General features: G+C 63.6%; 15 protein-coding genes. 9 read left to right on the top strand and 6 right to left on the bottom strand.

Annotation, left to right across the window (positions count from 1 at the left end; all coding sequences use genetic code 11):
- Position 1 precedes the first annotated feature (1 nt).
- Both NLX68_RS11010 and NLX68_RS11005 read right to left on the bottom strand, forming a co-directional pair.
- A complete protein-coding gene (locus NLX68_RS11010; RefSeq protein WP_254283996.1) occupies positions 2 to 541 on the bottom strand; it encodes a hypothetical protein in 540 nt (179 codons plus the stop codon).
- A gap of 33 nt (positions 542 to 574) precedes the next feature.
- Complete coding sequence (locus NLX68_RS11005) at positions 575 to 1,150, bottom strand: hypothetical protein (RefSeq protein WP_254283995.1); 576 nt, start codon at positions 1,148 to 1,150, stop codon at positions 575 to 577.
- 245 nt (positions 1,151 to 1,395) lie between these two features.
- On the opposite strand from NLX68_RS11005, the gene urtA reads away from it, so the two are divergent.
- The 7 genes from urtA to NLX68_RS10970 all read left to right on the top strand — a co-directional run bounded on the left by urtA (position 1,396) and on the right by NLX68_RS10970 (position 8,008).
- Entirely contained in the window at positions 1,396 to 2,661 is a 1,266-nt protein-coding gene (gene urtA, locus NLX68_RS11000) for an urea ABC transporter substrate-binding protein (RefSeq protein WP_254283994.1), read from the top strand.
- A gap of 102 nt (positions 2,662 to 2,763) precedes the next feature.
- Positions 2,764 to 4,260, top strand: coding sequence for an urea ABC transporter permease subunit UrtB (urtB, locus tag NLX68_RS10995; RefSeq protein ID WP_254283993.1), 1,497 nt, complete (start codon positions 2,764 to 2,766; stop codon positions 4,258 to 4,260).
- The gene (gene urtC, locus NLX68_RS10990; RefSeq protein ID WP_254283992.1) at positions 4,260 to 5,339 is read left to right on the top strand and encodes an urea ABC transporter permease subunit UrtC; all 1,080 of its coding nucleotides are present in this window, start codon (positions 4,260 to 4,262) and stop codon (positions 5,337 to 5,339) included. Before urtB ends, urtC begins: the two co-directional genes overlap by 1 nt.
- A gap of 35 nt (positions 5,340 to 5,374) precedes the next feature.
- Entirely contained in the window at positions 5,375 to 6,196 is an 822-nt protein-coding gene (gene urtD / locus NLX68_RS10985; RefSeq protein ID WP_254284070.1) for an urea ABC transporter ATP-binding protein UrtD, read from the top strand.
- A 20-nt stretch (positions 6,197 to 6,216) separates the two neighbouring features.
- A complete protein-coding gene (urtE, locus tag NLX68_RS10980; RefSeq protein WP_254283991.1) occupies positions 6,217 to 6,915 on the top strand; it encodes an urea ABC transporter ATP-binding subunit UrtE in 699 nt (232 codons plus the stop codon).
- A 38-nt stretch (positions 6,916 to 6,953) separates the two neighbouring features.
- A complete protein-coding gene (locus NLX68_RS10975; RefSeq protein WP_254283990.1) occupies positions 6,954 to 7,481 on the top strand; it encodes a GNAT family N-acetyltransferase in 528 nt (175 codons plus the stop codon).
- Between the two features lie 5 nt (positions 7,482 to 7,486).
- Positions 7,487 to 8,008, top strand: a complete 522-nt coding sequence (locus NLX68_RS10970; protein ID WP_254283989.1) for a GNAT family N-acetyltransferase — start codon at positions 7,487 to 7,489, stop codon at positions 8,006 to 8,008.
- A 111-nt stretch (positions 8,009 to 8,119) separates the two neighbouring features.
- Here NLX68_RS10970 and NLX68_RS10965 read toward each other — a convergent pair whose 3' ends face one another.
- The gene (locus tag NLX68_RS10965) at positions 8,120 to 8,425 is read right to left on the bottom strand and encodes a chaperone modulator CbpM (protein ID WP_010221646.1); all 306 of its coding nucleotides are present in this window, start codon (positions 8,423 to 8,425) and stop codon (positions 8,120 to 8,122) included.
- A gap of 2 nt (positions 8,426 to 8,427) precedes the next feature.
- Complete coding sequence (gene cbpA, locus NLX68_RS10960; protein WP_254283988.1) at positions 8,428 to 9,387, bottom strand: curved DNA-binding protein; 960 nt, start codon at positions 9,385 to 9,387, stop codon at positions 8,428 to 8,430.
- Between the two features lie 159 nt (positions 9,388 to 9,546).
- On the opposite strand from cbpA, the gene NLX68_RS10955 reads away from it, so the two are divergent.
- Complete coding sequence (locus NLX68_RS10955; protein ID WP_254283987.1) at positions 9,547 to 10,812, top strand: Hsp70 family protein; 1,266 nt, start codon at positions 9,547 to 9,549, stop codon at positions 10,810 to 10,812.
- Positions 10,813 to 10,920: 108 nt separating this feature from the next.
- Here NLX68_RS10955 and NLX68_RS10950 read toward each other — a convergent pair whose 3' ends face one another.
- Complete coding sequence (locus tag NLX68_RS10950; protein WP_010221643.1) at positions 10,921 to 11,928, bottom strand: AI-2E family transporter; 1,008 nt, start codon at positions 11,926 to 11,928, stop codon at positions 10,921 to 10,923.
- Between the two features lie 219 nt (positions 11,929 to 12,147).
- Here NLX68_RS10950 and NLX68_RS10945 point away from each other — a divergent pair, with 219 nt between their 5' ends.
- Complete coding sequence (locus NLX68_RS10945) at positions 12,148 to 13,074, top strand: hypothetical protein (RefSeq protein ID WP_254283986.1); 927 nt, start codon at positions 12,148 to 12,150, stop codon at positions 13,072 to 13,074.
- Here NLX68_RS10945 and NLX68_RS10940 read toward each other — a convergent pair.
- On the bottom strand, positions 13,056 to 13,466 hold the full coding sequence (locus tag NLX68_RS10940) for a hypothetical protein (RefSeq protein ID WP_254283985.1): 411 nt from the start codon (positions 13,464 to 13,466) through the stop codon (positions 13,056 to 13,058). The genes NLX68_RS10945 and NLX68_RS10940 overlap by 19 nt on opposite strands.
- Positions 13,467 to 13,568 lie beyond the last annotated feature (102 nt).

Genomic DNA, 13,568 nt, shown 5'->3' with positions numbered 1-13,568 from the left:
ACTACAGGCCGCCCTGCTCGTACGCCGCCGCCACACTGTCCCACAACTGTTCCAGTGCGGCGTCGGCCTCGGCGCGCTGTGCCTCGCTCGGGCCGTCGATGAACTCACTGCGGCCCTGGCCAAGGCTCAGGCAGGCATCGATGCCATTGCCCCAGATGTACGAATAGATCAGCAGAAAACTGTCCGAATCGACGTCGGCGTAGTGCGCGACCTGCCGCAGGGGCGCCAGCAGTTGCAGCATCTCGCCATAATTGTCAGTGAACTCCAGCACGGCGAACGTCCACACCCCGGTCTGCTCATCGTAATGACTGCGGCTACCCGGGGAGAACTCAACCCAGCCTGCGATCAGGTCGCCCAGGCTGCAGGTAGTGGATCGGTCCAGGTCATGGGCGGACAGCTCGCCCGCCCCGTAGGCGTCCTTGCTGTCATACCAGCGTTGCCAATCATCGAACTGCCGCGGGTTGGCCGCCGGCGCGCTCATGGCGGCCTGATAGGCAGCGGGGGTGAAGTTGCAGCGAATGTATAGCGATGAAGCTTCCATCGGGTCGTTCCTTGTTCCGTGGGTGATCGTTGATTAACCTTCTGCTGCCTTGAGCAGCTCGGCCAGCACCGCGTCGGCCTCCTTGCGCTGGGCCGGCGTCGGTGCCTTGGCGAACTGGCTGCGGCCGTTGAGGGTCAGGTAGGCGTCGTCGCCGTTACCCCAGATGTACGAGTAGACCAGCATGAAACTGTCGGAGTCGGCCGCGCAATAGGGTGCGACGCTGCGTAGCGGCGCCAGCAGCGAGATCATCTCGCCGTAGTTCTCGCTGAACTGCAACAGGGCGAAACGCCAGGCGCCCGCCTTCTCGTCGTACTCCGAGTACGTGCCCCAGCCAGTGACGCCGACCAGCTCTCTAAGGTTTCGCGCTACCAGCGGCCGCAGGTCTTCACTCCTGACCTTGCCCGGGCCATACATCCCCTGGCTGTCGAACCATTGCTGCCAATCATCGAAGGCTGGCGCCCCGCCCGGCGGCGCGGCCTTGGCCTCGGCGTACTGGGCAGCGGTCATGGTGCAGCGAAAATACAGCGAGGAGGGCTCGCTGGCCTGCACCTGCCCCATTGCGGCCCACACGCCGGCCACCAGCATCCCTGCACACGCGAGTTGGTTCACTGTCGTCGTCCCTGAACGGTGTTGAAGGCGGCGATGATACCCCCGCGAACCAAAGCTGTGCAGACAAGTTTGCAGCGCACAGGTCCCGGCGCCATCACGGTGCAGGCACGCTTCATTGCCGTCGCAAATCCCCATGAAACCCCTGTCCCAGACAGCCTCGCTCTACCCGGCACAGCCCTTGCTAACGCTCTTGGGCGAAGTCGCCATCTGCCCAACAGAACATCCGATTCCATGGAGAGAGCACTATGAAGCGTCGCAGTCTGATCAAGGCCTTTACCCTCAGCGCGTCCATCGCGGCCATGGGCCTGAGCTGGAGCATCCAGGCCGCCGAGACCATCAAGGTCGGCATCCTGCATTCGCTGTCGGGGACCATGGCGATTTCCGAGACCTCGCTCAAGGACATGGCCCTGATGACCATCGAGCAAATCAACGCCAAGGGTGGGGTCAACGGCAAGCTGCTGGAACCGGTGGTGGTCGACCCGGCCTCGAACTGGCCGCTGTTCGCCGAAAAGGGCCGCCAGTTGCTGACCCAGGACAAGGTCGCGGTGGTGTTTGGCTGCTGGACCTCGGTGTCGCGCAAGTCGGTACTGCCGGTGTTCGAAGAGCTCAATGGCCTGCTGTTCTACCCGGTGCAGTATGAGGGCGAAGAGATGTCGCCGAACGTCTTCTACACCGGTGCCGCACCCAACCAGCAGGCGATCCCGGCGGTGGAATACCTGATGAGCGAAGACGGCGGCGGCGCCAAGCGCTACTTCCTGCTGGGTACCGACTACGTCTACCCGCGCACCACCAACAAGATCTTGCGCGCCTTCCTGCACAGCAAGGGCGTGGCCGACAAGGACATCGAAGAGGTCTACACGCCGTTCGGCCACAGCGATTACCAGACCATCGTCGCCAACATCAAAAAGTTCTCCGCCGGCGGCAAGACCGCGGTCATCTCCACGGTCAACGGCGACTCCAACGTGCCGTTCTACAAGGAACTGGCCAACCAGGGCCTGAAAGCCACCGACGTACCGGTGGTGGCCTTCTCGGTGGGCGAGGAAGAACTGCGCGGCATCGACACCGAACCGTTGGTCGGCCACCTGGCGGCGTGGAACTACTTCGAGTCGGTGGATAACCCGGTCAACAGCCAGTTCGTCGCCGATTGGAAGGCCTACGCCAAGGCCAAGAACCTGCCAGGCGCCGACAAGGCGGTGACCAACGACCCGATGGAGGCTACCTACGTCGGCATCCACATGTGGGCCCAGGCGGTCGAGAAAGCCAAGTCCACCGATGTCGACAAGGTCCGCGAGGCCCTGGCCGGGCAGACCTTCAAGGCGCCGTCGGGCTACACCCTGACCATGGACAAGAGCAATCACCACCTGCACAAGCCGGTGATGATCGGCGAGATCCAGGATGACGGCCAGTTCAATGTGGTCTGGGAAACCGAGCAGCCGCTGCGTGCGCAGCCGTGGAGCCCGTTCATTCCGGGCAACGACAAGCGGCCGGATTATGCGGTGAAGGGCAACTGAGCCCATCGCGGGTCACGCTCGCTCACACAGGGTTTGCACAGCCCTTGTGGGAGCGGGCTTGACCCGCGATGAGGCCGCAAAGCACACCACAAGGAAACCGTCATGCCCAAGGCCCTCCTGTGCCTTTTCCTCAGCCTCCTGCTGTTGCCCCTGACTGCCCAGGCCAGCGACGCAGACTACTTCATCGCCGCCAAGGCCAATGAGCAGGCGCGCCTGCTCCAGGACTGGGCGGCGCAACCGGACCCGGCCCGCCTTGAACTGCTGAGCGCTCTGCAACAAGGCCGCATCGCCCCCGGCGACACCCGCAAACTGCGCCTGAACAACCGCTTGCGCGGGCTTGTGGATAACGCCCTGGCCAGCCATCAGTTGCTCAGCGCAGATAGCACAGTGCGCCTGGCGGCTGCCCAGCAACTGCAAAAAAGCGCCCAGCCGGCCCAGGTTGCCTTCCTCGACCGGCGCTTCGCCAGCGAAGCCGACGCCGCCGTCCATGCGGCATTGGCTCTGGCCCTGGCCAACCTGCAACTGGTCGACCGCGACCCGGCCGTGCGCCTGGCGGCGGTGCGCCTGCTCGGCGAAACCGGCGACCCGATGGCCCGCACCCGATTGGAAGCGCTGCTCGAACCCGGTGTCGAGAACAACGCCGGCGTGCGTACCGCCGCCGAAACCAGCCTGGCCCAGGTCAAGCGCAAGCTGCTGTTTGGCGAGCTGCTCGGCCAGGCCTTCAGCGGCCTGTCGCTGGGTTCGATTCTGTTGCTCGCGGCCCTGGGCCTGGCCATCACCTTCGGCCTGCTCGGGGTGATCAACATGGCCCACGGCGAGATGCTCATGCTCGGCGCCTACGCCACCTATGTCGTGCAGGTCCTGGTGCAACGCTATGCGCCCGGGGCCATCGAGTTCTACCCGCTGATTGCCCTGCCGGTGGCCTTCGCCGTCAGTGCCGGGGTCGGCATGCTCCTGGAGCGCACGGTGATCCGCCACCTGTATGGCCGCCCGCTGGAAACCCTGCTGGCCACCTGGGGCATCAGCCTGATCCTGATCCAGGCCATCCGCCTGCTGTTCGGCGCACAGAACGTCGAAGTGGCCAACCCGGCCTGGCTCTCCGGTGGCCTCCAGGTGCTGCCCAACCTGGTGCTGCCCTACAGCCGCCTGGTGATCATCGCCTTCGCGCTGTTCGTGGTGCTGCTGACCTGGTTGCTGCTCAACCGCACGCGCCTGGGCCTGAACGTGCGTGCAGTCACCCAGAACCGCAACATGGCCGCCTGCTGCGGCGTACCGACCGGGCGTGTGGACATGCTTGCCTTTGGTCTCGGCTCCGGTATCGCCGGGCTCGGTGGCGTGGCCCTGAGCCAGATCGGCAACGTCGGCCCGGACCTGGGCCAGAGCTACATCATCGACTCGTTCCTGGTGGTGGTGCTGGGCGGCGTCGGGCAACTGGCCGGCAGCCTCTGGGCGGCCTTCGGCCTTGGCATCGCCAACAAACTGCTGGAGCCGCAGATCGGTGCAGTGCTCGGCAAGATCCTCATCCTTGCGCTGATCATTCTGTTCATCCAGAAACGCCCGCAAGGCCTCTTCGCGCTCAAGGGACGGGTAATCGACTGATGAACCAGCCTCTGCTTGTTACCGCCAGCCAGAAGGCCGGCCCGCGCTGGACCCTGGCCATCGGCACCACGGTGCTACTGGTGCTGCTGGCCCTGCCAGTGCTGTCGTTGCTGCCCGCCGGGCACAGCCTGCAGGTCTCGGCCTACACCCTGACCCTGGTCGGCAAGATCCTCTGCTACGCCATTGTCGCCCTGGCCCTGGACCTGGTCTGGGGCTATGCCGGGTTGCTGTCGCTGGGCCACGGCCTGTTCTTCGCCCTCGGCGGCTATGCCATGGGCATGTACCTGATGCGCGAAGCGGCCGGCGATGGCCTGCCAGCGTTCATGACCTTCCTGTCGTGGAGCGAGCTGCCCTGGTACTGGGCCGGCACCCAGCACTTTGCCTGGGCCCTGTGCCTGGTGGTGCTGGCGCCGGGGTTGCTGGCGCTGGTGTTCGGCTACTTCGCCTTCCGTTCGCGGATCAAGGGCGTGTATTTCTCGATCATGACCCAGGCCCTGACCTTCGCCGGCATGCTGCTGTTCTTTCGCAACGAGACCGGCTTTGGCGGCAACAACGGCTTCACCCATTTTCGCAGCATCCTCGGCTTTGAAATCACCGCGCAAAGCACCCGCGCGGTGCTGTTCCTGCTCACCGTCGCCTTGCTGGTGGCCAGCCTGTACCTGGGTTGGCGCCTGGCCCGGAGCAAGTTCGGGCGGGTCCTGACCGCTCTGCGCGATGCCGAGAACCGCCTGATGTTCTGCGGCTACGACCCGCGCGGTTTCAAGTTGTTCGTCTGGGTGCTGAGCGCGGTGCTGTGCGGTCTGGCCGGGGCCTTGTACGTGCCGCAGGTGGGCATCATCAACCCTAGCGAGATGTCGCCGACCAACTCCATCGAAGCTGCTGTGTGGGTCGCCCTCGGCGGGCGCGGCACACTGATCGGGCCGCTGCTGGGGGCCGGCCTGGTCAACGGCATGAAGAGCTGGTTCACCGTGGCCTTTCCCGAGTACTGGCTGTTCTGCCTCGGAGCGCTGTTCATCCTGGTGACCCTGTACCTGCCACGGGGCGTGGTCGGTCTGCTGAACAAAAGGGGCGAACAATGAGAGCCATCCCACTACCGCCGGTGCACCCGGAATTCATGCTCGAACCGATCCTCGATGCTGGCAGCGGCCGCGATGCCATCGGCCTCGGCCAGCGCCGCGGCGAAGGCCTGGAGGTGCGCCACGGCACGGTACTGACCTTGGAAGACATCAACGTCAGCTTCGACGGTTTCAAGGCGCTGAACAACCTCAACCTGTACATCGGCGTCGGTGAGCTGCGCTGCATCATCGGCCCCAACGGCGCCGGCAAGACCACCCTGATGGATGTGATCACCGGCAAGACCCGCCCTACCAGCGGCAAGGCCTGGTTCGGCGACACCCTGGACCTGACGCGCATGAGCGAGGTGCAGATCGCCCAGGCCGGGATCGGCCGCAAGTTCCAGAAGCCGACGGTGTTCGAGGCCCTGAGCGTGTTCGAAAACCTGGAGCTGGCGCAGAAGGCCGACAAGTCGGTGCTGGCCAGCCTGGTGGCGCGCCTGAGCGGCGAGCAGCGCGAGCGCATCGACGAGATCCTGCAGACCATTGGCCTGAGCGCTTCGGCCCAACGCCCGGCCGGTTTGCTCTCCCACGGCCAGAAGCAGTTCCTGGAGATCGGCATGCTGCTGATGCAGGACCCGCAGTTACTGCTGCTGGATGAGCCGGTGGCGGGCATGACCGATGCCGAAACCGAATTCACCGCCGAACTGTTCAAAAGCCTGGCCGGCAAGCATTCGCTGATGGTGGTCGAGCATGACATGGGCTTTGTCGGCAGCATCGCCGACCACGTCACCGTGCTGCACCAGGGCAGTGTGCTGGCCGAGGGGTCGCTGGAGCAGGTGCAGGCGGATGACCGGGTGATCGAGGTTTACCTCGGGCGATGAGGCCAACAAAGGACGACAACATGCTGAAAATCGACTCACTGCACCAATACTACGGCGGCAGCCACATCCTGCGCGGCTTGTCGTTCGAGGCCAAGGTCGGTGAAGTCACCTGCCTGTTAGGCCGCAATGGCGTCGGCAAGACCACCCTGCTGCGCTGCCTGATGGGCCTGCTGCCCACCCGCGAAGGCAGCGTGCACTGGGAAGGCCAGGCGATCACTGCGCTCAAGCCGCACCAGCGGGTGCACGCCGGCATCGCCTACGTGCCCCAGGGCCGCGAGATTTTCCCGCGTCTGAGCGTCGAGGAGAACCTGCTGATGGGCCTGTCGCGCTTTGGCGCCAGCCAGGCCCACAGCGTGCCGGTGTTCATCTACGAGCTGTTCCCGGTGCTGCTGCAGATGAAACAGCGCCGTGGCGGCGACCTCTCCGGTGGCCAGCAACAACAACTGGCCATCGGCCGCGCCCTGGCCAGCCAGCCGCGCCTGCTGATCCTCGACGAGCCCACCGAGGGCATTCAACCTTCAGTCATCAAGGAGATCGGCGCGGTCATCAGCACGCTTGCCGCCCGTGGCGACATGGCGATCCTGCTGGTCGAGCAGTTCTACGACTTTGCCGCGGAGCTTGCCGACCAGTACCTGGTGATGTCGCGCGGTGAAATCATCCAGGCCGGGCGTGGCGAAACTATGGAAGCCGAAGGTGTGCGCGGCCTGGTAACCATTTAACCTGAGCCGATCACCATGCCCCTGTTCGAGAACCTGCCATGACTTACCTGTTGCGCGATGCAGTGCCTGCCGACCTGACGGGCATTCGCGATATCTATAACGACGCCGTGCTCAACACCACGGCGATCTGGAACGAGCAAGCGGTCGATCTGGGCAACCGCCAGGCCTGGTTCGATGCTCGCCAGGCCCAGGGTTATCCGATCCTGGTGGCGGTGAACGCTGCCAACGAGGTACTCGGCTATGCTTCGTTTGGCGACTGGCGGCCGTTCGAAGGTTTTCGCCATACCGTCGAGCACTCGGTGTACATCCGCAATGACCAGCGCGGCAACGGCCTGGGTCCCAAGCTGATGCAGGCGCTGATCGAACGGGCCCGCGCCTGCGACAAACACGTGATGGTCGCCGCCATCGAAAGCGGCAACGCCGCCTCGATTCGCCTGCATCAGCGCCTGGGCTTCACCCTCAACGGGCAGATGCCCCAGGTCGGGGTGAAGTTTGGCCGCTGGCTGGACCTGACCTTTATGCAGTTGATCCTCAACCCGGATGCCCTGCCCCCGACAATGGAGTGACGCCTGTGAATGCTGCGCAGCTTAATCGTGTAACCCATGAAAGCCTTGCCTATTACCGCGACGGCCTGGTGGCGTTGCTGCTTGATGCCGTGCAACACGGCGCCTCGGTGGGGTTTCTGGCGGATATCGATGCGCAGCAGGCCGAGGGCTATTTCGAGGAGGTGCGCCAGCGCCTGGTCAGCGGCGAGCTGTTGCTGTGGGTGGTGGGCAAGGACAAGGAAGTGCTGGGCAGTGTCCAGCTGGGCTTGTGCCTTAAGCCCAATGGCTTGAACCGGGCTGAAGTGCAAAAACTGCTGGTGCACAGCGCGGCACGGCGCCGGGGCCTTGGCCAGCAACTGATGCAGGCACTGGAACTGGTGGCGCGGCAGAAGCAGCGCGGCATGCTGTACCTGGATACCGAGGCTGGCTCGGAGGCCGAAGCTTTTTATCGGTCGCTGGGGTACAGCAAGGCCGGGGAGATTCCGGATTACGCCTGTGGGCCGGACGGAGTCTATCGGGCAACGGCGCTGTACTACAAATTGCTCTAGGTCTTCAGGGCCAATCGCCGGCAAGGCCGGCTCCCACAGGGTACTGCATGCACAGGGCCAGTGTGGGAGCCGGCGTTGCCGGCGATCGGTCGCGCAGCGGACGCAATGAACTCAGCCCTGCACAAACCGCCCCAAACGCTGCCTGAGCATGCTGTTCTCGCTGCGCAGTTGCTGCACTTCCTCCAGCAGCTCCAGGGCCAGCGCCACCCCTTCCCACTCCAGCTGCAGATCGTGATGCAGCTTGGCCGCGCGCTTGGCCAGCACCGGCGCCTGATCGTCAAACAGCCAGTCTTCCGGCGTTCGCCCGGAAGGCTCGACAATGCCGTGTTCGACGATTTCGATCACGTAGGCCGCCGGTAAATCGGCTTCCTGACAGAGGGTCTGCATGTCCAGTTGAACGACCAGGGTACTGCTCATGATCAGCTACTCCATTGTGTCCTCGGGTTGAATGCGGCCTTTTCCGACAACTTGGTCCACAGCTCGCGGGCGGCGGCATCGGACTGGCTCGGCATCACCACTTTCAATTGCGCGAACAGGTCGCCGCGCTGGCCGTGCTTGTTGCCCAGGCCCATGCCCTTGATCCGCAGGCGCTGGCCGTTCTGGCTGTCCGGACGAATGGTCAGGTTGACCTTGCCGGTCAGGGTCGGCATCGCCACCTTGGTGCCCAGTGCGGCCTCCCACGGTGCCAGCGGCACGGTGATGATCAGGTCATGACCTTCGACATCGAACAGCGGGTGCGGTGCCATGCGAATGGTCAGGAACAAGTCGCCATTGGCTCCGCCACCGACGCCCGGTGCGCCCTGGCCCTTGAGACGGATTTTCTCGCCGTCGCTGACGCCGGCCGGAATCTTCACGTTCAGGGTCTTGGTGGTAAAGCCGGTGCGCTGACCATTGGCGTTGTGCTGCGGCACCTGGAAGCTGATCTGCTTGGACTCGCTGGACAGGGTCTCTTCAAGGAAAATCGCCAGTTCCATTTCCACGTCTTGCCCCCGCCGTCCGGCACTGCGTTGCTGGCCGCGGCCAAATGGATTGCCATTGCCACCGCGCGAACCGAAGATCGAGCTGAAGAAATCGGAAAAATCGCCACCGTCACCAAAGCCGCCGGCGCCTGCCGAGCCGCGGCTTTGCCAGCCTGGCGGGCCCTGGAACGGCCGGCCGTGCTGGCCGTATTTGCGCAGTTCGTCGTACTCGGCGCGTTTTTCCGGGCTGCTCAGGGCTTCATAGGCCTCGTTGGCCTCCTTGAATTTATCCTCGGCGTCACGCTCTTTGCTGACGTCGGGGTGATACTTGCGCGCGAGCTTGCGGTAGGCGGTCTTGATCGCCTTGTCATCCGCCGTCGGCTCTACGCCAAGAATCTTGTAATAGTCTTTGAAGTCCATCTAAGGAATCACCATGGGTTAATCGAATGCTTGTGTAGATTGGGGTCAAGCATAGCCTTTCAAGGTGCCCATGGGTTTGCTGCAAAGCAGATAATCGGTCTTGATTCTGCTGACGGCTGGCATAAACTGCGCGGCCGTTTTTCCCCGGAAGTACAACCCATGAGTGACGCATCCCCGGCCCGTGCCTGCGGCATCGACTTTGGCACCTCCAACTCCACCGTCGGCTGGCACCGCCCGGGCGTGGAGTCGTTGATCGCCCTGGAAGACGGCAAGATCACCCTGCCGTCGGTGGTGTTCTTCAATATCGAGGAGCGCCGCCCGGTGTACGGCCGCCTGGCCCTGCACGAATACCTCGAAGGCTATGAAGGCCGCCTGATGCGCTCGCTCAAGAGCCTGCTGGGTTCCAAGCTGATCAAGCACGACACCAGCGTGCTGGGTACCGCGCTGCCGTTCAAGGACCTGCTGGGCATGTTCATCGGCGAACTGAAAAAGCGCGCCGAAGCCAATGCCGGCCGTGCCTTCGACGAGGTAGTACTGGGCCGCCCGGTGCATTTCGTCGATGACGACCAGGCCGCCGACCAGGAAGCCGAAGACACCCTGGCGGAAGTCGCGAAGAAGATCGGTTTCAAGCACGTGTCGTTTCAGTACGAACCCATTGCCGCGGCCTTTGACTATGAGTCGAACATCCAGGGCGAAGAGCTGGTGCTGATCGTCGACATCGGCGGGGGTACTTCGGACTTCTCCCTGGTGCGCCTGGCCCCCGAGCGGCACATGCTCGATGACCGCCAGCAGGACATCCTCGCCACCGGTGGCGTGCACATCGGCGGTACCGACTTCGACAAGCAGCTGAGCCTGCAAGGCGTGATGCCGCTGTTCGGCTACGGCAGCCGGATGAAAAGCGGTGCCTTCATGCCCACCAGCCACCACATGAACCTGGCCACCTGGCACACCATCAACTCGGTGTACTCGCAAAAATCCCAGCTGGCCCTGGGCAGCATGCGCTACGACATCGAAGACACCGACGGCATCGACCGCCTGTTCAAGCTGATCGAACAGCGCGCCGGGCACTGGCTGGCGATGGAAGTGGAAGAAACCAAGATCGAGCTGACCCACAACGAGCGCCGCCTGGTCGACCTCAAGCGGGTCGAGCCGGGCCTCAGCGTCGAGTTGAGCCGGGCGCTGTTCGAAGAGTCGATCGACAACCTGCTCGAGCGCGTGCGTGGCAGTGTCAGCGAGTTGCTGGCCAAGGCCGGCGTTGGTGTCGCGCAGGTCGACACGGTGTTCTTCACCGGCGGTTCCAGCGGCATCCCGGCCTTGCGCCAGAGCGTGGCGGCAATGCTGCCCAATGCCCGCCATGTCGAAGGCAACATCTTCGGCAGCATTGGCAGCGGCTTGGCGATCGAGGCGCGCAAGCGTTACGGTTGAGATAGCCGGGGCCGCGTTGCGGCCCTTTCGCCGGCAACGCCGGCTCCCACAAAGTATTGCTGCACACTATCCCTGTGGGAGCCGGCCTTGCCGGCGATAGCCTTCAGTTCACACCAGCTCTTGCTGGCGCAACTCACTCTTCAGGTAGGCGTAGTAAATCGGCCCCGCCACCACCCCCGGCAAGCCGAACGCCGCCTCGCATACCAGCATCGCCAGCAGCAATTCCCACGACTTGGCACTGATCTGCCCGCCGACGATCCGCGCGTTGAGGAAGTACTCGACCTTGTGGATAACGATCAGGTAACCGAGCGCCGCCATCGCTACCCAGATCGACAACGACAGGCCGACGATGGTGATCAGGGTGTTGGACATCAGGTTGCCGATCACCGGCAGCAAGCCGAGCAGGAAGGTCAGCACGATCAGGGTCTTGGTCAGCGGCAGGTGCACGCCGAACAGCGGCAGTACCACGGCAAGGAAGATGCCGGTGAAGAAGGTGTTGAGCAGGGAAATCTTGATCTGCGCAAAGACGATGTTGCGAAACGCCTGCACCAAAAGCGCCAGACGGTTGAACAACGCCGCCGCCAGGGGCTTGCGCTTGGAGATATCGGGGATGCGCTGCAGGGCAACGATGGCGCCGAGGATCATGCCGATCAGCAGGGTGACGAACATGTGCGCCGCGCCCTTGCCCACCAGTTGCAGCTCACCCAGGTGGGTCTTGAGCCATTCGCCGATGGCCACTTTGAACTCCGAGGCGCTGGCCGGCAGGTAGGCATCGATGAACGGCGGCAACTGCCCGCGGGCCTGGTCGACCAGCAGCATGAACTTGTCCAGGGATGCCCCGGGGTTTTCCGCTTCATGCAGCAAGAAACTGATGGCGCCGGCGAACAGCAGGGTCAGGGTGCTGACCACCAGGGTGCCGAGCAACGCCACCGCCAGCCAGCGCGCCCGTTGCCCGGCAATCAGGTGCTGCAGTTTGGGGGTGAGCATGTTGACCAGTTCGAACACCAGCAGACCGGCCAGCAGGCTCGGCAACAACTTGAGCGGCAACACCAGCAACAGGCCGGAGAAGACGATGATCCAACTGGCCAGGGTGATCTGGCGCGGAGTAAAGGTCATACAACCTCGAAAGGCGACGGCATGGAAAACCGGCAGTCTGCCAGCCTTCGCCCGGCAGGCATAGTGGCATGCAGCGGCACTGCGGCTGGCAATGCCGTTGTGATGTTTCTATGATTGCCGCCCCCCGATGGAATGGTGGCGCCTCGCAGCGCATTCGCAGGTAAGCGAAACAGGAGTCCCTCTGTGCCTTCCCACCTTCAAGGCAAAGAGCTCCAGACCATGCGCAAACTGCTTGTCCTGCTTCCGTTGATGCTGCTTGGCGGCTGTTCGGAAGACTTCGCCACCCTGCACTTTCAGCAGTCAGTTAGATCCTTTTACGGCGACCTCGCCACGCGCTACGGCGATGACCTGTACCAGGCCATCCTGGCACTCAAAATCGATCCCGAAGACATCGAGGTCGAGCTCGACTCGAACGACAGTCGGGTCATCCTCATCAGCGTCTCGCGCTCACTCGAGGCCAGCAAACGCCAAGCCCTGCACCAGTTGCTCGATGAAATTCCCCGGGCCCGCGCTGCCACCTCCTGGGAAGTCGATGTCACCCTTGAGCCGCATGCGCCGGACGCCAAGTACGACCAGTGGAGGGAGGCGGTTGACAGCATCCAGGGGCCGGTGACCCTGCAGCTCAAACTTGGTGACCGGATCGAAGTGCTTTCCAGCGCCACGGTGCAAGAACGCGCACTTGCCGCCGAAACCAGCAGCCAGGTGTCGAGCATCATCACCTGTCACGCGTTGGCCGAGGTTTCCGGTGGGCCGTTCAAGTTCAGGTCGATCGTGCAGCTCGACGATGGCCCACCGGAACGTGCGCAGGTCATCATCGAGTACGCGCCGATGCAGTTCGCCCAACTGCCGGCACGCTTCGATTTCAAGGACCCGGTTCTGCGGGAGAGAATCCACAATGGCCAGGTCAAAGCCTGGCAAGCCGAAAGGACGCCACAGCGCAGCCCGTGGCGCCCCTTCGAGATGGCCTTCGAGATCGGCTCACTGGGCAAGCAGAGCCTGAACCTGATCCCGGGCAAGGACCTGCGTGTCGGCCTGCTGCAGAGCGACTGCCGGGAACTGGCCAACCGCGCCGGCCGGCCATTCTCGCTGTTTATCGGCGAGGGTCTGGACCGGCTCGAGTCGGTGACTTACGCCGCCGACGACTGAAGCTGGTCGCGAAAGGCTTCGGCGTTCTCGACATTGAAGCGGCTGAGGCGGCGCGAGCCGCTGAAGTCGACGATCAGGCGATTGCACAGCAGCAGGTTCTGCACCTTGACCTCGGTGATCTCCTCCACCGGCACCGCCACCCGGTACTGCTTGCCGTCGAAATAGTGCACCTTGCCCTCTTCCAAGCTCAGGCTGGTGGCAATCTCCTTGCCACAGATCATGTTGAACAGCGCGGTGACCGACAACAGGGTCAGCAGGCTGAAAAAGACCAGGTCACTGCCGTCGATCCAGTAGTTGATCGTGGCAATCGAGTAGAAGAAAAACGCTGCGACAAAGAACGCCGAGCAGCCGAGCAACAGATGCTGGCGCGAGAAGTTGAAGTCCGTTTTCATGAAGATCCTGGCGATGAAGTGTGCAGGATGAACCATCCTGCCCGGGCCGCGGATCATAGGGGGGTGGCGACAGGCTCGCAAGGACCGCGGGCCCGCCGCCAG

Source organism: Pseudomonas sp. SBB6, assembly GCF_024213215.1.
Classification (GTDB): Bacteria; Pseudomonadota; Gammaproteobacteria; order Pseudomonadales; family Pseudomonadaceae; genus Aquipseudomonas; species Aquipseudomonas donghuensis.
The sequence above is the reverse complement of the archived record's forward strand: the minus strand, read 5'-3'. Positions and strand labels throughout refer to the sequence as shown.